Annotated in this window: 25 protein-coding genes; 14 read left to right on the forward strand and 11 right to left on the reverse strand. The window is 70.9% G+C overall.

Annotated features, from left to right (window positions below):
* Positions 1 to 57: 57 nt before the first annotated feature.
* A complete protein-coding gene (gene dnaK, locus KBY90_RS04185; RefSeq protein WP_254967218.1) occupies positions 58 to 1974 on the reverse strand; it encodes a molecular chaperone DnaK in 1917 nt (638 codons plus the stop codon).
* A 135-nt stretch (positions 1975 to 2109) separates the two neighbouring features.
* Between dnaK and KBY90_RS04190 the strand changes: the two genes are divergently transcribed.
* The 4 genes from KBY90_RS04190 to KBY90_RS04205 all read left to right on the forward strand — a co-directional run bounded on the left by KBY90_RS04190 (position 2110) and on the right by KBY90_RS04205 (position 4556).
* Positions 2110 to 3000: a shikimate dehydrogenase gene (locus KBY90_RS04190; RefSeq protein WP_254967219.1), complete on the forward strand. Its 891-nt coding sequence runs from the start codon at positions 2110 to 2112 to the stop codon at positions 2998 to 3000.
* A 56-nt stretch (positions 3001 to 3056) separates the two neighbouring features.
* Positions 3057 to 3524: a Tic20 family protein gene (locus tag KBY90_RS04195; protein ID WP_254967220.1), complete on the forward strand. Its 468-nt coding sequence runs from the start codon at positions 3057 to 3059 to the stop codon at positions 3522 to 3524.
* Positions 3525 to 3613: 89 nt separating this feature from the next.
* A complete protein-coding gene (gene rpsF, locus KBY90_RS04200; RefSeq protein WP_254967222.1) occupies positions 3614 to 3976 on the forward strand; it encodes a 30S ribosomal protein S6 in 363 nt (120 codons plus the stop codon).
* Between the two features lie 148 nt (positions 3977 to 4124).
* A complete protein-coding gene (locus tag KBY90_RS04205) occupies positions 4125 to 4556 on the forward strand; it encodes a hypothetical protein (RefSeq protein WP_254967223.1) in 432 nt (143 codons plus the stop codon).
* Here the strand turns inward: KBY90_RS04205 and KBY90_RS04210 are convergent.
* Positions 4541 to 5749, reverse strand: coding sequence for an argininosuccinate synthase (locus KBY90_RS04210; protein ID WP_254967224.1), 1209 nt, complete (start codon positions 5747 to 5749; stop codon positions 4541 to 4543). The two genes, KBY90_RS04205 and KBY90_RS04210, sit on opposite strands and share 16 nt — an antisense overlap.
* A complete protein-coding gene (locus tag KBY90_RS04215; RefSeq protein WP_254967225.1) occupies positions 5749 to 6084 on the reverse strand; it encodes a hypothetical protein in 336 nt (111 codons plus the stop codon). The genes KBY90_RS04210 and KBY90_RS04215 overlap by 1 nt, the downstream gene beginning before the upstream one ends.
* A 123-nt stretch (positions 6085 to 6207) precedes the next feature.
* Here KBY90_RS04215 and KBY90_RS04220 point away from each other — a divergent pair, with 123 nt between their 5' ends.
* The 3 genes from KBY90_RS04220 to KBY90_RS04230 are packed head-to-tail and all read left to right on the forward strand — an operon-like array spanning position 6208 to position 7892.
* Positions 6208 to 6483, forward strand: a complete 276-nt coding sequence (locus KBY90_RS04220) for a DUF3134 domain-containing protein (protein ID WP_254967226.1) — start codon at positions 6208 to 6210, stop codon at positions 6481 to 6483.
* Positions 6484 to 6487: 4 nt separating this feature from the next.
* Positions 6488 to 7582, forward strand: coding sequence for a phospho-N-acetylmuramoyl-pentapeptide-transferase (mraY, locus tag KBY90_RS04225; RefSeq protein ID WP_254967227.1), 1095 nt, complete (start codon positions 6488 to 6490; stop codon positions 7580 to 7582).
* Positions 7583 to 7613: 31 nt separating this feature from the next.
* Positions 7614 to 7892 (forward strand): hypothetical protein, encoded by a 279-nt coding sequence (locus KBY90_RS04230; protein WP_254967228.1) that lies wholly within the window; start codon positions 7614 to 7616, stop codon positions 7890 to 7892.
* Between the two features lie 21 nt (positions 7893 to 7913).
* On the opposite strand, the gene KBY90_RS04235 is transcribed toward KBY90_RS04230, so the two are convergent.
* Positions 7914 to 8093 (reverse strand): cytochrome B6, encoded by a 180-nt coding sequence (locus KBY90_RS04235; protein ID WP_254967229.1) that lies wholly within the window; start codon positions 8091 to 8093, stop codon positions 7914 to 7916.
* A gap of 120 nt (positions 8094 to 8213) precedes the next feature.
* On the opposite strand from KBY90_RS04235, the gene purT reads away from it, so the two are divergent.
* Together purT and KBY90_RS04245 are read left to right on the forward strand one after the other, a co-directional pair.
* Entirely contained in the window at positions 8214 to 9383 is a 1170-nt protein-coding gene (purT, locus tag KBY90_RS04240) for a formate-dependent phosphoribosylglycinamide formyltransferase (protein WP_254967230.1), read from the forward strand.
* A 145-nt stretch (positions 9384 to 9528) separates the two neighbouring features.
* A complete protein-coding gene (locus KBY90_RS04245; RefSeq protein ID WP_254967231.1) occupies positions 9529 to 10500 on the forward strand; it encodes an LCP family protein in 972 nt (323 codons plus the stop codon).
* A gap of 34 nt (positions 10501 to 10534) precedes the next feature.
* Here KBY90_RS04245 and KBY90_RS04250 read toward each other — a convergent pair whose 3' ends face one another.
* From KBY90_RS04250 to uvrA, 3 genes are all read right to left on the reverse strand, one after another.
* On the reverse strand, positions 10535 to 12703 hold the full coding sequence (locus KBY90_RS04250; protein ID WP_254967232.1) for an HAD family hydrolase: 2169 nt from the start codon (positions 12701 to 12703) through the stop codon (positions 10535 to 10537).
* Positions 12704 to 12992: 289 nt separating this feature from the next.
* A complete protein-coding gene (locus tag KBY90_RS04255; protein WP_254967233.1) occupies positions 12993 to 13370 on the reverse strand; it encodes a hypothetical protein in 378 nt (125 codons plus the stop codon).
* A 224-nt stretch (positions 13371 to 13594) separates the two neighbouring features.
* Positions 13595 to 16528, reverse strand: a complete 2934-nt coding sequence (gene uvrA, locus KBY90_RS04260) for an excinuclease ABC subunit UvrA (protein ID WP_254967368.1) — start codon at positions 16526 to 16528, stop codon at positions 13595 to 13597.
* 190 nt (positions 16529 to 16718) lie between these two features.
* Here uvrA and KBY90_RS04265 point away from each other — a divergent pair, with 190 nt between their 5' ends.
* Positions 16719 to 17603 (forward strand): GNAT family N-acetyltransferase, encoded by an 885-nt coding sequence (locus KBY90_RS04265; RefSeq protein ID WP_254967369.1) that lies wholly within the window; start codon positions 16719 to 16721, stop codon positions 17601 to 17603.
* Positions 17604 to 17733: 130 nt separating this feature from the next.
* Positions 17734 to 18168: a DUF1830 domain-containing protein gene (locus KBY90_RS15150; RefSeq protein ID WP_396122525.1), complete on the forward strand. Its 435-nt coding sequence runs from the start codon at positions 17734 to 17736 to the stop codon at positions 18166 to 18168.
* On the opposite strand, the gene KBY90_RS04275 is transcribed toward KBY90_RS15150, so the two are convergent.
* The gene (locus KBY90_RS04275) at positions 18169 to 18792 is read right to left on the reverse strand and encodes a rhodanese-like domain-containing protein (protein WP_254967234.1); all 624 of its coding nucleotides are present in this window, start codon (positions 18790 to 18792) and stop codon (positions 18169 to 18171) included.
* A gap of 73 nt (positions 18793 to 18865) precedes the next feature.
* Here KBY90_RS04275 and KBY90_RS04280 point away from each other — a divergent pair, with 73 nt between their 5' ends.
* Positions 18866 to 19507: a methyltransferase domain-containing protein gene (locus tag KBY90_RS04280; protein ID WP_254967235.1), complete on the forward strand. Its 642-nt coding sequence runs from the start codon at positions 18866 to 18868 to the stop codon at positions 19505 to 19507.
* On the opposite strand, the gene KBY90_RS04285 is transcribed toward KBY90_RS04280, so the two are convergent.
* Together KBY90_RS04285 and psbA are read right to left on the reverse strand one after the other, a co-directional pair.
* Positions 19492 to 20148 (reverse strand): DUF3365 domain-containing protein, encoded by a 657-nt coding sequence (locus KBY90_RS04285; RefSeq protein ID WP_254967236.1) that lies wholly within the window; start codon positions 20146 to 20148, stop codon positions 19492 to 19494. The two genes, KBY90_RS04280 and KBY90_RS04285, sit on opposite strands and share 16 nt — an antisense overlap.
* Before the next feature lie 135 nt (positions 20149 to 20283).
* Positions 20284 to 21363, reverse strand: coding sequence for a photosystem II q(b) protein (gene psbA / locus KBY90_RS04290; RefSeq protein WP_254967237.1), 1080 nt, complete (start codon positions 21361 to 21363; stop codon positions 20284 to 20286).
* 131 nt (positions 21364 to 21494) lie between these two features.
* Here psbA and KBY90_RS04295 point away from each other — a divergent pair, with 131 nt between their 5' ends.
* Both KBY90_RS04295 and KBY90_RS04300 read left to right on the forward strand, forming a co-directional pair.
* Positions 21495 to 21980 carry a lysozyme inhibitor LprI family protein gene (locus KBY90_RS04295; protein WP_254967238.1) on the forward strand — a complete coding sequence of 162 codons (486 nt, stop codon included), beginning with the start codon at positions 21495 to 21497 and terminating at the stop codon, positions 21978 to 21980.
* 75 nt (positions 21981 to 22055) lie between these two features.
* On the forward strand, positions 22056 to 22841 hold the full coding sequence (locus KBY90_RS04300) for a hypothetical protein (protein ID WP_254967239.1): 786 nt from the start codon (positions 22056 to 22058) through the stop codon (positions 22839 to 22841).
* Between the two features lie 10 nt (positions 22842 to 22851).
* Here the strand turns inward: KBY90_RS04300 and KBY90_RS04305 are convergent, their stop codons facing one another.
* Complete coding sequence (locus KBY90_RS04305; protein ID WP_254967240.1) at positions 22852 to 23655, reverse strand: ABC transporter ATP-binding protein; 804 nt, start codon at positions 23653 to 23655, stop codon at positions 22852 to 22854.
* Between the last annotated feature and the right edge of the window lie 32 nt (positions 23656 to 23687).

Raw genomic sequence — 23687 nt, forward strand, 5'->3', positions numbered from 1 at the left:
GGGGGCTGGCTCGCTCAGCGGCAGCGGGTCAGCGGCGGCCGGTGAGCGGGGGCGCGCTCACTTGCTCTCGGTGAACTCGGCGTCGATGACGTCATCGCTGCCGGCGGTGCTGCCGGCCTCCCCGCCGGCACCGTTGCCGCCCGGAGCACCACCGGCGGCGGCCTCCGCCCCGGCGGCCTGCTGGTACACCGCGGCACCGGCGGCGTAGAGGGCCTGCTGGAGGGTTTCCAGCTCGCCCTTGATGGTGTCGAAGTCCTCCTTCTCCAGGGCCTCCTTGAGCTTGGCGCTGGAGGCCTCCACCTTGGCCTTGTCCTCGGCGCCCACCTTGTCGCCGAGCTCGCCGAGCTGCTTCTCGGCCTGGTAGATGAGGGTTTCGGCCTGGTTCTTGAGGTCGACGCGCTCGCGCTTCTCCTTGTCGGCGGCGGCATTGGCCTCCGCGTCCTTGACCATCTTCTCCACCTCGTTCTCGCTCAGGGTGGAGGCGCCGGTGATCGAGATGCTCTGCTCCTTGCCGCTGCCCTTGTCCTTGGCGGTCACGCTGAGGATGCCGTTGGCGTCGATGTCGAAGGTCACCTCGATCTGGGGCACGCCGCGGGGCGCCGGCGGAATGCCGTCGAGGCGGAAGGTGCCGAGCGACTTGTTGTCGCTGGCCATCTCGCGTTCGCCCTGGAGCACGTGGATCTCCACGTTGGTCTGCCCATCCACCGCGGTGGAGTACACCTCGGTCTTCTTGGTGGGGATGGTGGTGTTGCGGGTGATCATCTTGGTCATCACGCCGCCCAGGGTCTCCACGCCGAGCGACAGCGGCGTGACGTCCAGCAGCAGGATGTCCTTCACCTCACCGGCGAGCACACCGCCCTGGATGGCGGCACCCACGGCCACCACCTCGTCGGGGTTGACGGTCTGGTTGGGGTCCTTGCCGGTGATGCGCTTCACCAGCTCCAGCACCGCCGGAATGCGGGTGGAACCACCCACCATCACGATCTCGTCGAGCTCGGCGGAGGAGAGCTTGGCGTCCTTGAGGGCCTGCTCCACCGGCACGCGGCAGCGGTCGATCAGCTTGCTGGCCAGCTCCTCGAACCTGGCGCGGGTGAGGGTGAGATCGAGGTGCTTGGGGCCCTCGGGGGTGGCCGTGATGAACGGCAGGTTGATCTCGCTCTGGGTGGCGCTGGAGAGCTCGATCTTGGCCTTCTCGGCGGCCTCGGTGAGGCGCTGCAGGGCCTGCTTGTCCTGGCGCAGATCGATGCCCTCGTTGGCCTTGAAGGTGTCGGCCAGGTGGTCGACGATCACCTTGTCGAAATCGTCGCCGCCCAGGTGGGTGTCGCCGGAGGTGGAGAGCACCTCGAACACGCCGTCGCCCACCTCCAGCACCGACACGTCGAAGGTGCCGCCGCCGAGGTCGAACACCAGGATGCGCTCGTTGCTCTTCTTGTCGAGGCCGTAGGCCAGCGCCGCGGCGGTGGGCTCGTTGATGATGCGCAGCACCTCGAGGCCGGCGATCTTGCCGGCGTCCTTGGTGGCCTGGCGCTGGGAGTCGTTGAAGTAGGCGGGCACGGTGATCACCGCCTGGGTGACGGTCTCACCGAGATACTTGCCGGCGTCCTCGGCCAGCTTGCGCAGCACCTGGGCGCTCACCTCCTCCGGGGCGAACTGCTTGTTGAGCACCGGGCACTTCACCTTCACGTTGGCGCCGGACTTCTCCACCGCATAGCTCACCTCCTTGGATTCCTCGTTCACCTCATCGACGCGGCGGCCGATGAAGCGCTTGACGGAATAGAAGGTGTTCTCGGGGTTCATGACCGCCTGGCGCTTGGCGATCTGGCCCACCAGCTGGTCCTGGTTCTTGGTGTAGGCCACCACCGAGGGGGTCGTGCGGAACCCTTCGGCGTTGGCGATCACCGTGGGCTTGCCGCCCTCCATCACGGCCACACAGCTGTTCGTGGTGCCGAGATCGATGCCAACAACCTTGCCCATGGGGTCCCACCTCCTCGTGGTGACTGATTCGATGGGTGCATCCTCAGCAGCGGAGCCCTTGCGGGGCGAGGGGTGGTTCCCGAACAGCTCCCGAACCGAGGCCTACGGTTCGGCCACATCGCCACCGCCGCCGCCATGGCCCAGCCGATCACCGCCGCCACCGCCCTGGTGGGGGTGCTGGGCGATCCGGTGCGCCACTCCCTCTCCCCGGTGATGCACAACGCCGCCCTCGCCGCCCTGGGGCTCGACTGGGTCTATCTGGCCCTGCCGGCCCCCGCCGACCGGCTGGCGGCGGCGGTGGAGGGGCTGGCGGCGCTGGGCTGCCGCGGCCTCAACGTGACCATTCCCCACAAGCAGGCCGTGGCGGCGCTGTGCCGGGAGCTCAGTCCCCTGGCCGAGCGGCTGGGCGCCGTGAACACCCTCGTGCCCCTGGCCGGCGGCGGCTGGCGCGGCACCAACACCGACGTGGAGGGCTTCCTGGCGCCCCTGCGGACCGGCGGCGGGACGGCGACCTGGAGCGGCCGTCAGGCGGTGGTGCTGGGCTGCGGCGGCAGCGCCCGGGCCGTGGTGGCGGCCCTGGTGGAGCTGGGGATGGACGCCATCACCGTCAGCGGGCGGCGGGCGGAAGCCGTGGCGGGGTTCGTGGCCAGCTGCCGTGCCTGGGCCCCCCAGCTGCGGGGCCTGGACTGGCAGGAGCTGGATGGGGCCCTGGGCCAGGCCGCCCTGCTGGTGAACACCACCCCGGTGGGCATGGCCGCCAGCTCCGATCCCGGCGCCGCTGAGCGCTGCCCCCTGAGCGCCACCCAGCTCGATGCCCTGCCCTCCGGCGCCACTGTGTACGACCTGATCTACACACCACGCCCCACGGCGCTGCTGCGGGCGGCGGCCGCGCGGGGCTGCCCGGTGCTCGACGGGCTGGAGATGCTCGTGCAGCAGGGGGCGGCCTCCCTGCGCCTGTGGAGCGGCCGGCCGGACGTGCCGGTGGAGGCGATGCGCGCCGCGGCCGCCGCGGCCCTCGGGAGCTGAACGCCGGGCCATGCCGGCCCCGGTCCCTAGCCTGAGCGGCAATGATCCCGGCAGCAATGCAAGGCCCCCCGATCTGGCAGCGCCTGCTGGCCGCCCTCGCCTACGTGCTGCCCTGGAGCGATGCCCTGGGCTTCGGCCGCAGCCTGTTCGGCCTGTTTCCGCCGCTGCAGTGGCTGAGCCTGCCGGCCCTGCCCCTGCTGCTGCTGCAGCAGGCGGTGCCCTTCGGCGGCTTCGTGATCTTCCTGGTGCTGTTCCTGGCGGTGGTGCGCAACGGCCGGGTGCCCTACCTGATCCGCTTCAACGTGCTGCAGGCGATCCTGATCGACATCCTGCTGATCCTGCTCACCCTGGCCTTCAGCGTGCTGCTGGCGCCCCTGGCCGGCGGCTTCGCAGTCCGCACCCTCAGCAACACGGTGTTTCTCGGGGCCCTGCTGCTGGTGCTGTTCGGGGTGGTGCAGAGCCTGCGGGGCCAGGAGGCGGACATCCCCAGCCTCTCGGAGGCGGTGCGCATGCAGCTCTACTGACCCGGACCGGGTGCAGGCGCGGGCGCTGGGATAGGTTGGTCGATCCGTCGCTGGTGGGCAACGCCCATCGGCCCGTCCCACAGGCGACCATGACGCAGCCCTATTACGAAACGATGTACATCCTTCGCCCCGACATTCCGGAGGAGGAAGTCGAAACCCACGTGAACCGCTACCGCGACCTGGTGGTGGACGCCGGCGGTGACGTGCTGGACTGCCAGATGCGGGGCAAGCGCCGTCTGGCCTACCCGATCGCCAAGCACCGCGAAGGCATCTACGTGCAGCTGAACCACAACGGTGATGGTCAGCAGGTGGCTCCCCTGGAGCGGGCGATGCGCCTCTCGGAGGACGTGATCCGTTACCTCACGGTCAAGCAGGACGGACCGATGCCGCCGCCCCGCTCCATCCCCGCGGCCGTCAGCGCCGGCAGCGAACCCCAGCCCGAGCAGGCCTGAGAAACCGGTTTCCGCCTACCCTCAGGACATGCAGGCGGACCAATCCTCCGGTCAAGGCTCGTCAGGGAGCCGCTCCTCAGGGAACCGATTCCCGGGGAGCGGCTCCCTGAGGAGCGACTCCCCGGGAGCCACTGCGGATGCCGGGACCATGCCCCCGGCTCCCCACTGGCCAGAGGATCGGGGCGCGGGCGCCAGTGGCACCCAGGCCGATGCCGCCGACGCCCTGCTGGCCTCCCACCAGCAGGCCTGGAAGCGGGAGTCCCTGGAAAAGGAACTGGCCGCCTGCCGCGAGGAACTGGCGGCGATGCGCGCTCTCCTGGACGACCTGCCGCGCATCTTCGAGAGCAAGTTCGAGAACCGCCTCAGGCCGCTGCTGGAGCAGAAGGAGCGGCTGCTGCACGGCAACGAGGGCCTGCGTGAACAGCTGCGCCAGCTGCAGCCGGGCGGTCTGCCGATCGCCGGCAGCCTGATGCCGGCCGCCACCCACGACGCGGAGGCGGCGGTCTCCTCACCACCCCGCCAGCGGGGGTGGGCCCGCAACCTGCGGCACGCCTTCGGCGTCGGTCAACCCCCGCGCTGACGGGCAGCCCAGAGGCGCGTGGGCAGACCCCACACGTAGATGAACCCCTCGGCGGCGCGGTGGTCGAACCGGTCACCGGCGTCGTAGGTGGCCATGTCGGGCACGTAGAGGCTGTCGCTGGCGCTGCTGCGGCCCACCACCGTGGCGTTGCCCTTGTGCAGCCTGATCCGCACCGTGCCGTTCACCGTGCGCTGGGTGCGTTCGATGAAGCCGTCGATGGCGTCCTTGAGCGCGCCGAACCACAGGCCCTGATACACCAGATCGGCCCACTGCTGCTCCAGCTGACGCTTGCTGCGCAGCACGTCGGCCGCCAGGGTGAGGCTCTCGAGCTCCTGGTGGGCCCTGATCAGCAGCAGCAGGCCCGGAGTTTCATAGATCTCGCGGCTCTTGATGCCCACCACCCGGTCCTCGATCATGTCGAGCCGGCCGAAGCCGTGGGCACCGGCCAGCTCGTTGGCGCGGCGGATCAGGCTCACCGGATCGAGGCGCACGCCGTCGAGGCTCACGGGATTGCCCTGCTCGAAGCCGATCTCCACCACCTGGGCTTGATCGGGAGCGGCATCCACGCTCACGGTGAGGGCATAGATCTCCTCGGGGGGCTCCACGTCGGGATCCTCCAGGGGTCCGGCCTCGATCGAGCGGCCCAGCAGGTTGAGGTCGATCGAATAGGGCGACTTCCTGCTCACCGGCGAGGGGATGCCGCAGCGCTCGCCGTAGGCGATCGTCTCCTCGCGGCTCATGCCCCACTCCCGCGCCGGGGTGAGCACTTTCAGATCCGGCGCCAGGGCGCCGATGGCAACATCGAAGCGCACCTGGTCGTTGCCCTTGCCGGTGCAGCCGTGGGCCACCGCGTCGGCACCCACCTCCCGGGCGATCTCCACCAGGCGGCGGGCGATCAGCGGCCGGGCCAGGGCGGTGGAGAGGGGGTAGCGGCCCTGATAGAGGGCGTTGGCACGGATCGCCGGGAAGGCGAACTCGCCGATGAAGGGCTCGAGCAGATCCCCCACGATCGACTGGCTGGCACCGGAATCGAGCGCCTTGCGGCGGATCGGCTCGAGCTCATCGCCCTGGCCCAGGTCGGCGGCGAAGGTGATCACCTCCTCCACGCCCCACTCGTTCTTCAGGTAGGGGATGCAGACACTGGTGTCCACCCCGCCGGAGTAGGCCAGCACCGCCTTCTTGGCACGCCCCATCAATCCCGTTCCTGGATTCGGTCGCTCGATTCTCCCCTGTCGCCGGCAGCCGCCTGGGGGTGCAGACGCCAGGTGGCCGCCAGCCAGAGGGCCATCAGCAGGGGCGGGCCCAGCACCAGGCTCCACACCAGGGCGGCGTCGGGGACCAGGGGCCGGGGCCAGCGCCCGCCGGCGGCCGCCAGCACACTGCTCAGGGCCAGGGCCAGGGCCCAGAGGCGCAGCACGGGCCGCACCACTGCGGCGGCGCCGGCAGGGCCCGCGGCGGCGGGCAACGGCTCGGCAGGGGGAGGCGGGGCGGGCGGGGGCGGGGGCCCGGAGGCGGCAGGCGGGGGCATGGGAACCGGGGAGGAGTGGCCGGATGCTGGGGGTCTAGGGTGGAGGGTCGCAGCGGAGATGGCGACTGCGCCGTCCCCCTGGCCCCCAAAGCCTGCCCGCAAGCCTGACGAACGCCGGACCGCATGAGCAAGCTCTCCCCCTCCAGCCTCAGCCGTCTGGAGAGCGTCAACCCCTCCCTCACCCGCTACGACCGGGACGAGCCGGCGCCGGTGCTGCCCCTGCGCGATGAGCCCGACCTGCTGAGCTGGCTGGAGACCAGCGGCCGCCTGGTGGCCGATGAGGAGAGCGCCACCACGGATGTGAGCACCGTGGAGGAGGAGGAACTCTCGGCGCTGATGGGCGAGAAGGAGGACTACAACAAGGACGACGAGCAGCAGGACGAGGACTGGGAAGACTGATCCCGTGCTGACGCAGGGCGAGACTCCGGCCGGTGGCGGGCGGCGGGCGGCGGCGCTGCTGGCAGTGCTGCTGCTGGTCGTCTGTCTGCTGAGCGACTGGCTGGTGGCCAACTCCATGCTCACCCTGCCGCTGCTGGTGGCGGCTGGGGTGAGCGCGGCAGTCACGGCCTGGGGGGTGCCCCGGCTGCGGCGGCTGAAGCTGGGCCAGGTGATCCGCGAGGAAGGCCCTCAGGGCCACCACAGCAAGGCAGGCACGCCCACCATGGGCGGCCTGCTGGCGGTGCCGGTGGGGGTGATCGTGGGCGGCCTGATCAGCCCCGCCGATCCCCGGCTGCTGGCGGTGGCGGCCGTCACCCTGGCCTACATGGCCGTGGGCGCGGTGGATGACTGGCGCAGCCTCACCCGCCGCACCAACACCGGCCTCTCGCCCCGGGGCAAGCTGCTGCTCCAGGCCGGCGCGGCCCTGCTGTTCCTGATCTGGGCGGCCCAGGGTCAGTGGCTGGCGGGAGCCAGCCCCGGCGACGTGGCCCTGCCCCTGGGCTGGGTGCTGCCCCTCGGCCTGCTGATCTGGCCCCTGGGGCTGTTCGTGTTCCTGGCCGAGAGCAACGCCACCAACCTCACCGATGGCCTCGACGGCCTGGCCGCCGGCTGCGGCGCCGTGGTGTTCACCGGCATGGGCCTGCAGCTGATGCTGCGGGGGCACGGGGGCGATCCGGCCCTGGCCGCCTTCTGCACCGCCATGGCCGGCTGCTGGCTGGGCTTCCTGGCCCACAACCGCAATCCGGCCCGCCTGTTCATGGGCGACACCGGCTCGCTGGCGATGGGTGCCGCCCTCAGCGCCGTGGCCCTGCTCTCCAACAGCCTCTGGCCCCTCCTGGTGATGGGCGGGGTGTTCCTGGCCGAATCCCTCTCGGTGATCATCCAGGTGTGGGTGTTCAAGGCCACCAAGGGGCCGGACGGCCAGGGGCGGCGCGTGTTCCGCATGGCCCCGCTCCACCATCACGTCGAACTGGGCGGAGTGGCGGAGGTGCAGGTGGTGAGCCGTTTCTGGATCGCCAGCCTGCTACTGGTACTTCTGGGGCTGGCACTGCTGCCCTGACGGCCCCCGACCTGCACGCCCAACCTGCGCCATGGCCCACTTCACCTGGAGGGAAACCGGCCTCACCTCCGACTGCGCCAGCCTGGAGGCGATGGCGGCACGCTTCGAGGAGGCGGCGGCGCTGATGCGCCGCATGGCTGACGAGGGCTTCCGCCTGGAGCGCCACGGCGATGGGCCGCGCATCACCCACCCGGATCCGGCGGTGTTCGAGTCCTATGGATTCGTGAGCGAGGAACCGCCGGTGCGCCAGCTCACCCTCCTGGGCTCCGATCCGGACAGCAACGCCAGCGGTGGGATCGCCGAGGGGTGAGGAAGCCGGGCGGGGGATGGCTCAGCGGCTGCGCAGATAGCCCACCACCCACACCAGCACGAAGACCAGCGACGACAGCCCCAGGTAGACCAGCACCGAGGTCTGCAGGGTGTTGATGTCCAGCCCGAAGGGCAGCATCTCGGCCGCATCGCCTGCGGTGCTGAACGCCAGCAGCGGAGCGATCACACCTGGATCAGGCACGCCTGGACCGATCAGAGCTGGATCCGGGAGCCCTCGCATCTGGGGTGCGCGCCGATCGGCCCTCTCTAGCAGGGCCGGCGGGGATGCGGGAGGATCGCCGCTGCCGCACCGCCGCGACCGATGGCCACCGCCTTTCCGCGCACCCTGATGCTGCTCGGCAGCGGTGAACTGGGCAAGGAGGTGGCGATCGCGGCCCAGCGGCTGGGCTGCCGGGTGATCGCCGTGGACCGCTACGCCGGTGCGCCGGCGATGCAGGTGGCGGATCTGGCCGAGGTGATCCCGATGACCGACCCGGATGCCCTCAGGGCGGTGGTGCGGCGCCACCGGCCCGATCTGGTGATCCCGGAGATCGAGGCCCTGGCAGTGGATGCCCTGGCCGAGCTGGAGGCCGAGGGCATCACCGTGATCCCCACCGCCCGGGCCACGGCGGTGACCATGAACCGCGACCGCATCCGTGATCTGGCGGCCACCGAGCTGGGGCTGCGCACCGCCCGGTTCGCCTACGCCGGGAGCGCCGAGGAGCTGGCCGCCGCCGCCGCGCCCCTGGGCTGGCCGGTGGTGGTGAAGCCGGTGATGAGCTCCTCGGGCAAGGGCCAGAGCGTGGTGCAGGGGCCGGAGGGAATCGCCGCCGCCTGGGACACGGCGATGGCCGGCGCCCGGGGCGCGGGAGCGCGGGTGATCGTGGAGGAATTCCTGCGCTTCCAGCTGGAGATCACCCTGCTCACGGTGAAGCAGTGGAGCGGCCCCACCCTGTTCTGTCCGCCCATCGGCCACATCCAGGAGCGGGGCGACTACCAGTGCAGCTGGCAGCCGGCCGCCCTCGGCGACGCCCAGCTGGCCCAGGCCCAGGCGATGGCCCGGGCCGTCACCGACAACCTCGGCGGTGCCGGCATCTTCGGCGTGGAGTTCTTCCTCTGCGGGGAGGAGGTGGTGTTCTCCGAGCTCTCACCCCGTCCCCACGACACCGGCCTGGTGACCCTGATGGGCCAGAACCTGAGCGAGTTCGAGCTGCACCTGAGGGCCGTGCTGGGCCTGCCGATTCCACGGATCGAGAGCCTCGGGCCCGCCGCCAGCCGGGTGATCCTGGCCGAGCAAGCCGCCGAACGGGTGGCGTTCGAGGGTGTGGCCGAGGCCCTGGAAGAACCGGAGACCCAGGTGCTGCTGTTCGGCAAACCCGACGCCAGACCCCACCGGCGCATGGGGGTGGCCCTGGCCCGCGGGACCAGCGAGGCCGAGGCCCGCCGCCGGGCCGACGCCGCAGCCGGACAGATTCGCGTAGTGGCCTCCTGAGGCCTGGTGCGGCAGGCCGGGCGCCCTTATCGTGCGCCGACCAGGAGTGTCCATGGGCCAGCAGCCGGCGCCGAAACCGTCATCCAACGCCCAGGAGAAGGGCGTGCGGCTCCGCCCGGCCCGCAGGCGTCGCAGATGGTCCCTGTTGCCCTTCAGCTTCGGGCTGGTTCTCGGCTACGGCCTCACCGGACCCCTGCCGGGTCTTCTCAGCGGCGCGGTGGCGGCCCTGAAGGGAAGCTCCAGCTACCTCGCCGGCACGATCCAGCCCCTGGCGGGAAAGCCGATCCTGGTGATGGGGATCGACAAGGTGGGGGCCAACACCGATGTGATCTTCACCGTGGAGATCAGGGACGGGGCCACCCGCGTCACCCAGGTGCCGCGTGACACCTACGTCGAATCGGAGCACTACGGGGTGCTCAAGGCCAATGCCCTCTATGCCTTCGGCGGCATGGACGGCGCCCGCCGCGAACTCGGCGGCCTGCTGAAGGAGCCGATCGACCGCTACCTGCTGGTGAACCTGCAGGCGGTGGAGCGGGTCGCCGACGCCCTCGGCGGCGTGGAGGTGGACGTGCCCCGGCGCCTCTACTACGTGGACGACGCCCAGGGCCTCTACATCGACCTCTACCCGGGACCCCAGGTGCTCAGGGGCGAGGAGCTGGAGGGTTTCCTGCGGTTCCGCAACGACCCCGAAGGCGATCTGGGCCGCATGGCTCGCCAGCGGCAGGTGCTGGAGCAGGTGTTCCGCAAGCTCAGCGAGCCCACCACGCTCACCCGCCTGCCCGAGCTGCTCAGGATCGCCGGCGAAGACATCCAGACCAACCTCACCCCGCTGGAACTCGGGCAACTGCTCACGGCCATGGCCAGCACCCAGCTCACGGCCAGCCAGCTGCCGGGCCGGCTGTACTGGTACAACGACCTCAGCTTCTGGATGCCTGACGCCAACCCCCAGTACGGCCGCACGCCCGAGCAGATCGCCGCCGAGCAGGCCGGCGGCGAAGGGGCTGAATCCGGGGACTGGTCCGCAGATCGCCTCAGCCCTGAACCCTGGGCTGCCGATGGAGGCAGCGGCGGCAGCAGCAGTCGCAGCACGGAGAGCGGGTCGGTCTACAACTTCTGACGCCCGCGGCAAGGGAACGCCGCCACAAGGGGGTTCAACGCCGCAGGAAGCGGTGGTGATCCAGACCCTCCAGCAGGCCCCAGGCCTGGGGGCGGCGCGAAAAGAACACCCGGCGGTGCCCCCGCAGCCGGTCCAGTGACGGGTCATGATCACCCGGCACCACGCCCAGGATGAGGCCGCGCAGCAGGTCCCCGTCGCCCTGCTGGCTGGCTTCCACCAGCAGCGAAGCGAGCGGCAGCTGCCAGCGCAGGGCCACGTAGCGCAGGGCTTCGGTCTTGGAGGCCGCCAGGGGCAGCACATCCAGGAACCAGTGCTGGAACAGATGGGGACGCGCCATCAGCCCGTGGTGGCGCAGGGTCTGGCGCACCAGCGGCAGGATCCCCTGATCGGGTTCGCTGAGGGCGTAGCTCACCTTGAAGACCCCCTGATCCGCTTCCGGCTGGCGGCGCAGGCGCGGCTCCAGTTCCGCCATGGCGGCCTCCACCCCCTGCCGGTCCCACTGGCGGCCGATGTGCGCCTGCCAGTGCCGGTCGAGCCAGTCCGCGCTGGCACTGCTGTAGTGAATCTCCGTACCCGCCTCGGTGATCCACACGCAGGGCCGCGGCAGATGGAGCTCGGCGTAGCGGAGCCGGGCCGCCGCGAAGCCCCGGCCTGACACCACACCGATCCCCAGCTCCGGATCAGCCGTGAGGCGATGGCGCAGCTCGGCCAGGCTGCCCTCGTCCGGCGAGGCGAGGCTGACGTCGAGATCGAGCACCAGCAGCCGTTCCGGCACCCGGGGGATCTCCGGCTCAACCTCCTCTCCCACCGCCTCCAGAAACCAGTGGGGAGGCCGCTGCCGGGCGGCCGCCCGCGTGGCGGCCAGGGCCTCGCCCAGGTAGCGGGTGGCGTGAGCGTCCCAGCTGAAATAGCGGCTCACCGCCTCGATGCCGTTGTCGCGCCAGCGGCGCCAGCGCCGCGGCTCGGCCAGGGCGTCCTCCACGGCCTTCTGCAGGGCGTCGAGATCGGACACATCCACCAGCAGGCCGTTCTCACAGCGGCCGAGGATGTCGCGGGGGCCGCCGTCGTCGGTGGCCACCACCGGCAGGCCGCTGGCGGCGGCCTCAAGAAGGGTGAGCCCGAAGGGCTCGGTGAGCGCAGGGTTCACGAACACCCCGCCCAGGCGCGCCGCCCAGCGGTAGATCTCGGGAATCTGACTGCGCTGGTGCTGCTTGGGATAGGCGATGTGCCCATAGAGATCGAAGCGGTCCACCAGCTCGAACACCTGCTGGAACACCTCACGCTGCTGCCGGTCGAGCTGTCTGGGGTCGTCCCGGCAGCCGAGCACCAGCACCAGGTTGTGGTGACGCCGCAGATGCTCGGAGCGGCCGAACACCTCCACCAGGGCCGGGATGTTCTTGCGGCGGTCGGCCCGGCAGATGGCCAGCACCGGGGGCTTGGCCGGATCGCGCAGGAAGGGTTCCATCAGGGCCTGCACGGCCGTTTCCCGCTCGCCGTTCTGGGGCGGGAAGAACTGACGGCTGTCCACTCCCGGGGGAATCACCCGGGCGCGCTCAGCGCGGAAGCGGCCATAGCGGGCGTACTGCTGCTCGCCTTCCTGGGGCGTGCTGGTCACCACCAGGGCGGCATGGGCCAGGGCCAGTTCCTCCGCGTCGATGCGCTGGGCCATGGCGTACTGGCCGTCGATCTGCACCGCCTCCAGGCCCGCGGCCAGCAGCCGGCGCCGCTTCTCGCGACCGAGGGAATGGCCGGTGAACACCAGGGAGATCCCCAGCCGGCGCTGCAGCAGGGCACCCACGTAGCCGGCGTCGGCGTAGTGGGCATGGATCCAGTCGGGCCGCCGGGGCTGGGCGAGCAGGCGCTCGGCGAGGGCATCGGCCAGCTCATCGAGATGGGGCCAGAGCAGCTCCTTGCGCACGTAGCGCGGCGGACCGAAGGGGATGCGCAGGATGGTGGCGCCGGGGCCGATCCGCTCCTCCTGTCTGGCGTAGTCGGCGGACACGCGCCGGTCGCGGATCAGCCGAGTGACCACGTCCACCCGTTCCACCTCCGGCCTGCCGGCCAGGGCACGGGCCAGTTCCAGGACGTAGGTGGTCTGGCCACCGGTGTCGGGATCACGCCCCAGCTCCAGGTCACGGGATCGGAACAGTCCGTGCAGATGGAGATGCAGAACGTAGAGGCCTGCCTGGGGGGAGCTGTCCATGGGTGCTGCCGGAGAGGCGGGATTCCGTTCAGGGGATCGGGCTGCGGAGGGAGACGGATCCTTCCTTTGTAGCCGTGATCGCAGCAGCCGTCCTGCCGCCGGCGGCGGCATCACCGAACCGGGCCCAGATCGGGAAACGTGAATCCCCCAGTTGCCAAGGGGATTCCAGCCCCAGGCGACATCGCCCACGCCGACGTCGCCCTGTTCACGGATGCTCACATCAGGGCACCAGTGCCAGGGGGCAGCCCGGGCCCGGGATCAGGGGCCCAGGGTGCCGGAGGCTCGGCCGTCAGCAGGCGCCGAAGAGAGCCCGCTCCAGGGCCCGGAAGCAGCGGTAGGCGTCATCGCAGTCGAGCCCGCTGACGGCGATGGCCACCGTCTGGCGCAGGGGGTTGCAGTTCACGCTCAACGACACCGGCAGATCGCGATGATCCACGTGATACGAGGCGCTGCAGCCGCCATCGCCGTAGTGGGTCTCCGGGTCGCGGCTGAAGCCCTGCTCCCGGCTGAGCTCGGTGATGCCGGCCAGGGAGGCCGCCAGATCAGCCGTGGTGTGCACGGCGGCGGTGTGCACGAAGGGACCAGGCTCCGGGGCGGCGACCGGCTCCAGCACCAGCAGGTCAGCCAGCCGGCGCAGCCGGGAGAGAAGGGGTCCGGCAGCGGGCACACGGGCGGCGGGCTCGGCTGCCGCCCGCGCGGCCGGTGAAGCGGCGGCAGGGGGCCGTGGGGCGGACGGAGACCGCAGGGGACGCGCGGGGGAACCGACGGGCATCGGACGATCCGGAGGAGGGCGGGGCTGGACAGCCGCCTGGGGCCAGGTTAAGCGCGGCCACCAGCGCTGGAGTGCTCACCCTGAGCAGCACACCAGGACTGGGTGATGCTGGTGGCGGTTCAGGCCGCCAGGGAGAGGGGCGGATGCTGCGCCAGCACCTGGGCCAGGTAGCGCCCGGTGTGACTGGTGGGGTGCGCTGCCACCTCCTCCGGCGTGCCGCAGGTCACGATCTGGCCGCCCTTGTCGCCCCCTTCGGGGCCGAGGTCGATGATCCAGTCGGAGCAGCGGATCACATCGAGGTTGTGCTCGATCACCAGGATCGAGTTGCCCTTGTCCACCAGCCGCTGCATCACGTCCATCAGCTTGTGGACGTCGTAGAAGCTCAGGCCGGTGGTGGGCTCGTCGATCAGATAGAGGGTCTTGCCGGTGGCGCGGCGGGAGAGCTCCGTGGCCAGTTTCACCCGCTGGGCCTCACCGCCCGAGAGGGTGGGCGCGGGCTGGCCCAGCCTCACGTAGCCCAGGCCCACGTCCACCAGGGTGCGCAGGCGGTCGGCCGCCTGGGGAATGGCGGAGAACACCTCGGCGGCCTGCTCCACCGTCATCTCCAGCACATCGGCGATGGTGTGGCCCTTGTACTTCACCTGCAGGGTCTCGCGGTTGTAGCGGGCGCCCTTGCAGACGTCGCACTGCACATACACATCGGGCAGGAAGTTCATCTCGATCACGTTCACCCCCTGGCCGCTGCAGGCCTCGCAGCGGCCGCCCTTGACGTTGAAGCTGAACTGGCCCACCTGGTAGCCGCGCGCCTTGGCCTCCACCGTGGCGGCGAACACCTGGCGGATCGGATCGAAGGCGCCGGTGTAGGTGGCCGGGTTGGAGCGGGGCGTGCGGCCGATCGGCGACTGGTCGATCACGATCACCTTGTCGATCGCCTTGATGCCGCGCAGCTCCCCCAGGCCGGTGGGGAAGGGCACCTTCAGGCCCAGCTGGTGCTCCAGAGCGGGGTGCAGCAGCTCGTTCACCAGCGTGCTCTTGCCGCTGCCGCTCACCCCGGTCACGCACACCAGCCGGCCCAGGGGAATCTCCACGTCGAAGCCGGCGAGATTGTTGCGCTGGCAGTTCACCAGGGTGAGCCTGCGCGAACCGCTGCTGCGCCGCTCGGCCGGGGTGGGGATGGTGCGCCGGCCGCTCAGGTAGGCACCGGTGAGGGAGTCGTCCGCGGCAAGCAGGGCCTGCAGATCGCCCTCGGCCACGATGTGGCCGCCGTGCACGCCGGCGCCGGGGCCGATGTCCACGATGTGGTCGGCGGCGCGGATCGTGTCCTCGTCGTGCTCCACCACGATCAGGGTGTTGCCCAGGTCGCGCAGCTTGATCAGGGTGTTGAGCAGGCGGTCGTTGTCGCGCTGGTGCAGGCCGATGCTCGGCTCATCCAGCACGTAGAGCACCCCCGTGAGGCCGGCGCCGATCTGGGTGGCCAGGCGGATGCGCTGGGCTTCGCCGCCGGAGAGCGTCATCGCCGGGCGATCAAGGCTCAGGTAGTCGAGACCGACATCCAGAAGGAAGCGCAGGCGCATGCGGATCTCGCGCAGCACCAGCTCGCCGATCTGGATCTGGCGGGCGCTGAGCAGGGGTTCGGCCCCCTCGCTCTCGCCCACCCCCATCAGCTGTTCGATCCGCCGCAGGCTCTCGCCCACGCTGCTGCTGGTGAGCTCATGGATGCGGTAAGGCCCCACCCGCACCGCCAGGGCCTCGGGCTTGAGTCGCAGCCCGTGGCAGCTGGCGCAGGGCACCAGTTCCAGATACTTCTCCAGCTTCTGGCGCACCGACTCACCGCTGGCGTCGCGCAGCTGGCGCTCCAGGATCGGCAGGATCCCCTCGAAGGGCCGCACGTAGGTCTGCGCCTTGCGATAGCGGCTGTCGGCCTGGATGGCGATCGGTTCGCGGGAGCCGTTGAGCAGCACGTCCTGCTGCTCCGCCGTGAGCTGGTTCCAGGGGGTCTTGATCTCGAAGCCGAAGGCCTCACCCACCGAGTAGAGCAGGGAGAAGTAGTAGGAGTTGTCCTTCTCCGCCCAGGGAGCCACGGCGGCATACACCGGCAGGCTGGGATCGGGAATCACCCGCTCCTCGGTGAACTTGCGCAGGTGGCCGATGCCGTGGCAGTCGGCGCAGGCGCCGTAGGGACTGTTGAACGAAAACAGGCGCGGTGAGAGCTCCTCCATCACCGCCCCATGCACCGGGCAGGCGAAGTTCTCCGAATAGAGCCGCTCCTGCTCCACCCCCTCCGGCAGCTCCGCGTCGGCCTTGGGCACCACCTCCACCAGGGCCAGGCCATCGCCGCGCTTGAGGGCCGTGCGCAGGGAATCGGTGAGCCGCTCCTGGATGCCCTCCCGGGCCACCAGCCGGTCCACCACCACCTCGATGTGGTGGCTGTGGTTCTTGTCGAGCTCGATGTTGTCGGCCAGCTCGCGCACCTCGCCGTTGATGCGCACCCGGGCGAAACCCTCGGCCACCAGGCCGCCGAGCAGCTTCACGTGGGTGCCCTTCTTGCCGCGCACCACCGGCGCCAGCAGCTGGTAGCGGGTGCCCTCGGGCAGCCGGAGGATCTGGTCCACCATCTCGTCGATCGACTGGGGCCGGATCGAGCGGTCGCACTCCGGGCAGTGGGGCTCACCGGCGCGGCCGAACAGCAGACGCAGGTAGTCCTGGATCTCCGTCACCGTGCCCACGGTGGAACGGGGGTTGTGACTGGTGGATTTCTGGTCGATCGAGATCGCCGGCGACAGCCCCTCGATCGCATCCACGTCGGGCTTGTCCACCTGGCCCAGAAACTGGCGCGCGTAGGCCGAGAGGCTCTCGACGTAGCGGCGCTGGCCCTCGGCGAAGATCGTGTCGAAGGCCAGCGAGCTCTTGCCGCTGCCGCTCACGCCGGTGAACACCACCAGGCGGTTGCGCGGGATCGTGAGATCGACGTTCTTGAGGTTGTGCTGGCGGGCGCCCCGCACCCGGATCACGTCCTCCAGGGAGCCGCCGTTGAGGGTGCGCAGCGCCGCCATCTCCTGGGCCTGCGCATCGCCTGAAGTCCGCCGCCCCCGGGCAGGCGCTGAGCTCTTGGCAGGGGGCATGGGGCGGCCTGCGGAACGGGCAAGTCTAGAAGCGGTGGTCGGTGGGAGAGAGCCGAGCCTGGGCGATGACGTCGCCCTGGTTCCGACCTAGGCATGGTGCTGGCGATCGATGCAGCTGACGATGGCTTCGGGGCTGAAGATCCACCCGCTCGGCCGCAGCGACATCCCGCTGGTGACGGCCTGGGCCCGGGCGGAGAACTTCGCGCCGGGGGCGGGCGACGTGGCCATCTACCGGCACACCGACCGCCAGGGACTGTGGGTGGGCCGCCTGGGCCAGGAGCCGGTGGGGTGCATCGCCGGCGTCCGCTACAACGCCGCCTACGGCTTCCTGGGCCTGTTCCTGGTGAAGCCCGAGCACCGCGGCCGCGGCTACGGCCTACAGCTCTGGCGGCATGCCCTCGAGCACCTGGCCGACCTGGCCTGCATCGGCCTCGAGGCGGCGCCGGAGCGGGTGGACGACTACGCGGGCTGGGGGTTCGAGCCGGCCACCACCACCACCCGCTGGCAGCTGATCAGCGATGGCCGTGCCGGCGGCGACACCGCACCAGTGCTGCACGGGCCGGCCCGGCTGCTGCAGGGGGCGGCGGTGCCGGCACCGGCGGTGCAGGCCTACGACGCCCAGCGCGAACCGAGCCCCCGGCCCCATTTCCTGGCCGACTGGCTGACCCATCCAGCCGGAACGGTGCTGGCCCTGGTGGACGGGAGCGGGCAGTGCCGCGGCTTCGGCCGGATCCGTCCCTGTCTGCTGCGGGGCGGTGAGGGCTGGCGCATCGGCCCGCTGCTGGCGGACAGCCCCGGCCTGGCCAGGCAGCTGCTCACAGGGCTGATCCGGCGCCATCCAGGGGTGGTGCTGATCGATGCCCCGGCGGGCAATCCCCACGCCGCGACCCTGCTGGAGGACCTGGGCTTCCGGCCGCTCTCGCGCACCCTGCGCATGTACCGCGGCAGCGCTCCGGCGGTGCCCCTTACCGACGTCTACGGGCTGGCCTGCCTGGAGCTGGGCTGAGCCGGCGCGGCGTCTCTGCCGGGACGGGGGAGGTAGGAACACTCATTCGCCCGCGGCGGTGCCGTGGAACACGGTTTCGCCGGGACGACAGCCGCAGGATCGACGTTCCGGCCCCTCGCCCGATCCCGTCATGACGCGCCGGCAGCCTTCCATCCCGGACGCGACCTCCCCGGACGCGACGTCCGAGCGCTCCAGCCATCCCGCCTACGGCTACCGCAACGCCAGGGACGTGATGGTGGTGCTGCGCTGCAGCGGCCCGGAACAGTTCTTCCTGGAGCGGGTGGTGTTCCCCTTCGAACTGCTCACCTTCCATGCCCCGCCCGACGGCGAGGTCCGCATCCATGGCGCCACCGGCAGCGGCTGGGAACTGCTCGAGGAGGTGTGCCTGGAGGATCTGCAGCTGGAGCCGGTGCCGGTTGCCCGCCACCCCCTGGAGCAGGTGGGCATGCGTCACCTGCTCAACGATCTGCAGCAGCGCTACGCCTGCGATCCCAGCGAGGAGAACCGTGCCCGGCTGGTGCAGCAGGAACAGCTCCTGCGCCGCTGGCTGCCGGGGCAGGCCTGATCAGCGCTCCAGCACGGGCTCGTAGCCGCGGGGCAGCAGGTTCCAGTCGGCGCCGTACACGTGCACCCGCCGGGTGGATCGGCCGCCGGCCTCGAAGGGCTGACCGGCATGGGCCCAGGCCAGAACGCTGCCAGCCAGGTTGCGGGCCGCGAAGCCCTGGTCGATCAACTCCTGGGCGTAGAGACCGCTGCGCAGGCCAATGGTGCAGTAGGGCACGATCAGATGGTCGCGGTAGCGCTCCCGGTCGCGCTCGAAGGCCTGGCGGCTGATTGCCCCGGGCAGCATCGACACCGCCTGCTCATGGGCGTCGCGCACATCCACCAGCAGCCGCTGGCGTCCGGAGCCGGCGGGCCGCCCGGCGCTGAGCCAGTCAGCCACGCTGATGTCCGGCACGGCGGGGAACAGGCGCCGGCGGAAGGCGGCGTAGCGGCGCTCCACCTCAGCGGCCAGCTGCTGATCGGAGGCCTGCCGCGGCAGCCGGGGACCACAGCCCACCACCGCCACCAGGGCCAGGGCGATGGCGGCGGAGCGCAGCAGCGCCTTGGCGGCAGGGAGAAGGCGACGTTCTCCACCGGCCAGACAGGCGTTCGTGGGCCCCGTCACGTGAACAACCGGGGAGGTCATGGCTCGTCAGTCACCAGCTGGTTCCATGCTTATGGCACAAGGCCTGTCGGCCTGCTTGTGGCACGCTTCGCCGATGAGCGCGCATCCTGAGGCCGGACCGTCGGCTCCCGGGCGCTGGGACCAGCGCTACCGCGAGGGCGGCGACGGCTGGGAACTGGGCCAGCCCGCTCCGCCCCTGGCCGCATTCCTGCGCCACGATCCCCGCGCTCCCGAACCTGGAGGCCCGGTGCTGGTGCCCGGCTGCGGCCGCGGCCATGAGGCTGCCCTGCTGGCCGAGCTGGGCTTCTCCGTGCTGGGCCTGGATTTCAGCGGCGAGGCCCTGCGCGAAGCGCGCCGGCTGCACGGCCCCGACCGCCCCGGCCTGCGCTGGCTGCAGGCCGACCTGTTCGACCGGGCGGCACTGGAGGCCGCCGGACTGGGGCCCGGCAGCCTGGCGGGCGTGCTGGAGCACACCTGCTTCTGCGCCATCGATCCTCCGCTGCGCAGCGCCTACAGGGCCACGGTGGTGCACCTGCTGCGGCCGGGTGGCTGGCTGCTGGGTCTGTTCTGGTGCCACGGCCGGGCCAGCGGCCCCCCCTGGGGCAGTGATCCCCGGGAGCTCGCTCAGCTGTGGCGGCAGGCCGGATTGGAGGAGGAACTCTGGGAGCCGGCCCGAGGCTCCATCGCCGGGCGGGGTGACGAATGGCTGGGCCTCTGGCGTCAGCCGGCCTGCTGAAGGGCCTCCTGCAGCTCGGGGATGAACACGGCGTACATGCCGCGCAGGTCGCCGGGCTTGAAATCGAAGGCCCTGTCGTCGGCGTAGCGCTCCTTCACGAAGGCGGGCCGGCTCTCCCTGCTGCCGTGGCAGGCCAGACAGCTGGCCTGCACGTCGATGCGGCGGTAATAGTTCACGCCGGCGCCCTGATCGGCCGTGGCCGGTTCCCACAGCCCGGTGACCTCGGGATGGCGGCTGAACAGATCGATCACGCCGGTTTCCTGGGCACCGGCAGGGGCATGGTCGGGGTTGCGGTATCGGCTGGCCACCTGGCGCACGGTCCAGCCGTTCTCCCGGCCGATGGCCACGGCCCGCTGGCCCACGGGCCTGCACACCTGGCGCATGGTGTCCAGCGTGGGCTCCTCGCTGCTGCCCTCGAGGGTGGAGGCCAGGGAGATGCGCAGGCGGTCGAGCTGCTCCATCTGATCCACCGCGCGGGCCAGGGTGGCGGGATCCACCGGGGCTTCGCCGGCGGCGGCCCTGGCCGGCGCGGGCTGCCAGACCAGCAGCAGCACCCCCAGCAGGCCGCCCAGGAGCAGGGCGGCCAGGCGACGGGAGCGGGACGGGCGGGCGGGGTGGACGCAGGAGAGCGGAGCGGTCATGGCAGGGCCGGGGGGTGGAGCGGGGCGGGGCGCTTCCTCAGGCTGGGGTGGAAACCGGGATGGAAACGATCGGGAAGAAGGGCCCGGATTCCTCCAGGCCCCGAAAGGCACGGCTGGGCGGGGGTCAAAGTCCCGCTAACCGATCGCCGGAGCACGCAGGGCCATGGGCTCGGACGGCACCGCCGCCAGGTCGAGGGGGAAGTTGTGCACGTTGCGCTCGTGCATCGCCTCGATGCCCAGGCCGGCCCGGTTGAGCACATCGGCCCAGGTGTCCACCACGCGGCCCTGGTTGTCGAGGATCGAGTGGTTGAAGTTGAAGCCGTTGACGTTGAAGGAGAAGCTCACCACCGCCAGGGCGGCGAACCAGATGCCCACCACCGGCCACGCGGCGAGGAAGAAGTGCAGGCTGCGGCTGTTGTTGAAGGAGGCGTACTGGAAGATCAGGCGACCGAAATAGCCGTGGGCGGCCACGATGTTGTAGGTCTCCTCCTCCTGGCCGAACTTGTAGCCGCGGTTCTGGCTCTCGGTTTCGGTGGTCTCCCGCACCAGCGAGCTGGTCACCAGTGAACCGTGCATGGCGGAGAACAGGGCGCCGCCGAACACCCCGGCCACGCCGAGCATGTGAAAGGGGTGCATGAGCACGTTGTGCTCGGCCTGGAGCACGAGCATGAAGTTGAAGGTGCCGGAGATGCCCAGGGGCATGGGGTCGGAGAAGCTGCCCTGGCCGATGGCGTACACCAGCAGCACGGCGGTGGCGGCGGCGACCGGGGCGCTGTAGGCCACGGCGATCCAGGGACGCATGCCGAGGCGGTAGGAGAGCTCCCATTCCCGGCCCATGTAGGCATAGATGCCGATCAGGAAGTGGAAGACGATCAGCTGGTAGGGGCCTCCGTTGTAGAGCCATTCATCGAGGCTGCTGGCCTCCCAGATGGGATAGAAGTGCAGGCCGATGGCGTTGGAGCTGGGCACCACTGCCGCGGTGATGATGTTGTTGCCGTAGAGCAGACTGCCGGTCACCGGTTCGCGGATGCCGTCGATGTCCACCGGCGGTGCGGCGATGAAGGCGATCACGAAGCAGATCGCGGCGGTGAGCAGGGTGGGGATCATCAGCACCCCGAACCAGCCGATGTAGAGGCGGTTTTCGGTGCTGGTGATCCAGTCCTTGAAGGACTCCCAGGGGTGGCTCCGCCTGGGAGCCAGGGACGTGGATGCCATGGGGGATGAGAACGGATGGGGTGAAGGGAGGAGTGGAGCAGGAGTTCGACTCTGCTCACATATAACGGTAGCATTGAACATCAATGGGTCAAGGCGCAGCCAGGATGGTCCCAGCCGCCGGGATGGTCGCGATGGGTCGTTGGTCCCGCTCGGCCTGCCCACGGAGCCGCGCGCCGGCCGCTCCCGCCCTGCTGGCCCTGGCGCTGGCGACGGGGGTGGCGGTGGCGGCAGGGCTGGCACCGGCGCCGGTCCGGGCCGACCCCCGGGCGGCCATCGACGAGCAGACCGCCGCCTGTCTGGAGCAGGCCCTCGGCACGGCTGGGATGCTCGCCTGCCTGGCCGAGGGGGCCCTGGCCTGGGAGCGGGACCTGGAGCGCACGCTGTCGGCGCTGTCGCGCAGGCTGCCGCCAGAGGAGCGGGCGCTCCTGGAGACGTCGCAGCGGCACTGGCAGAGCTGGCGTGAGGCCCAGTTCCGCTGGCTTCAGGCGGCCTACGGGCTCCTGGACGGATCCCTCTACCGGGTGCTCCACGCCAGCGACCGGCTTGAGCTGGTGAGGGCCCGTGCCCGGGCGCTCGCCGACCTGCAGCGCCTGCTGGAGGAGGAGCGCACACAATGACGAGGCGGGCCGGTTTCGGCTGCGGGCTCGCGGGCCCCCCGCTGCCAGATTGAGGGCGGAGTGAACAGCGGTCTGATGCTCTCCCGCGGGAGCCATGTCGTCACCGGTCTGGCCGCAGCGTTCCTGGGCCTGGCGATGCCGATCGGCCTCGGGTTCGCCGCGCCCGGGCTCCTCGGCAGGGTCCAGGCCCAGCAGCAGGCGACGCCCTTGACTGCCCGAGCGGTGCAGTTCCGCGCCAGCGCCCCCCTGCCGGGAACGATCCCGTTCGAGAAGAAGCCCCTGGGCCATGACACCGGCTTCGAGATCGTCTACCTGGTGCAGGGCCGCGACCTCACCGGCGTGAAGGAGGGCTCGCTGCAGCTCACCTCCCTGCGGGGCAGGGATGGCAGCGATCTCAGCCTCACCCGCACGGGCAACTCGCCGGTGCAGCTCGGACCCTTCCCCGAAGCCACCGACGACGGCCTCCATCTGCTCTTCTCGGTGCAGTCCGGAGAGGACCTGTTCGGCCGGGTGGACGAACGCTCCCTGCGCGGATCGGTGGTGGTGTTCACCGGTTCCCGGCGCGAGAGCGGCGAGCTCAGCCTCACACCCGCCAGTCCGCCGCAGGCGCTGGGACCGTTTCAGGTGCAGCCGGCCGCGGGCGCCGCGCCCGCGGCAATGGGCGTGACGGTGACGGGCCCCCTGCCGGCGCTGATCAACGCGCTGCAGATCCGCGACGGCCGCGCCGTGACGGCGGAGCAGACCAGCTGGGACGGCACCCAGAAGACCTTCCATTTCCCGACCGGCGGCGGCGCCTCCCAGCGCATTCGCCTCAACTACTGGACCGATCTGCAGGAGCGCACCGTCACGTTCGGACCCTGAGGGCTGCCCCTCAGTCCGCCGGCAGCACCTGGCGGTAGCCGTTGGCGCTGCACACCCGCAGCGGCGTGGCAAACAGGTCGCTCAGGGGGCCGTCCCGCAGCAGCTCCTCCACCGGCCCGTCACCGACCACCCGGCCCGCGCGCAGCAGCACGGCGCGGCGGATCTCCGGGATGATCGCCTCGATCTGGTGGGTCACCAGCAGCAGGGTGGTGCCCCCCCGCGCCAGCTCCCGCAGCAGACCCAGCAGCTGGTGCCGGGCCCGCAGATCGAGGCCGTTGGTGGGCTCATCGAGCACCAGCACCTCCGGTTGGTGCACCAGGGCCCGGGCCAGCAGCAGCCGGCGGCGCTGACCGTCGGAGAGCTGGCCGAAGGGCCGCCCGGCCAGCTCCGCCAACCCCAGCTGCTCCATCAGCTCCGCCACCCGCGCCGCCATGGCGGCCGTGGGCTGCTGGCTGCGGCCGATGCCCACCGAGCCGAAGAAGCCCGAGAGCACCACATCGGCGGCCCTCACCTGGGGCCGGTAGTGGGCCTGCAGATCCGGCGACACCAGGCCGATGCGGCCGCGCAGCTCCCAGAGGTTCACCGAGGTGCTGCCGAAGATCCGCAGCCACGAGCCCGGCTTCACCACCGGATAGAGCTCGCGGCCGAGCAGCTTCACCAGCGAACTCTTGCCCGAGCCGTTGGGACCCAGGATCACGGTGTGCTCGCCCCGATGCAGGCGCAGGCAGAGGTCGGTGAACACCGGCCGGGGCCCGAGCCAGGCCTCCACGGCCTGCAGCTCGAGGTAGGGAGTGGGGTCGGCGGACGTCGGCATGGCAGGCACCGTAGGGAGGGAGAGGAGCCGCG

The organism is Cyanobium sp. CH-040 (genome assembly GCF_024346135.1).
GTDB lineage: Bacteria > Cyanobacteriota > Cyanobacteriia > PCC-6307 > Cyanobiaceae > NIES-981.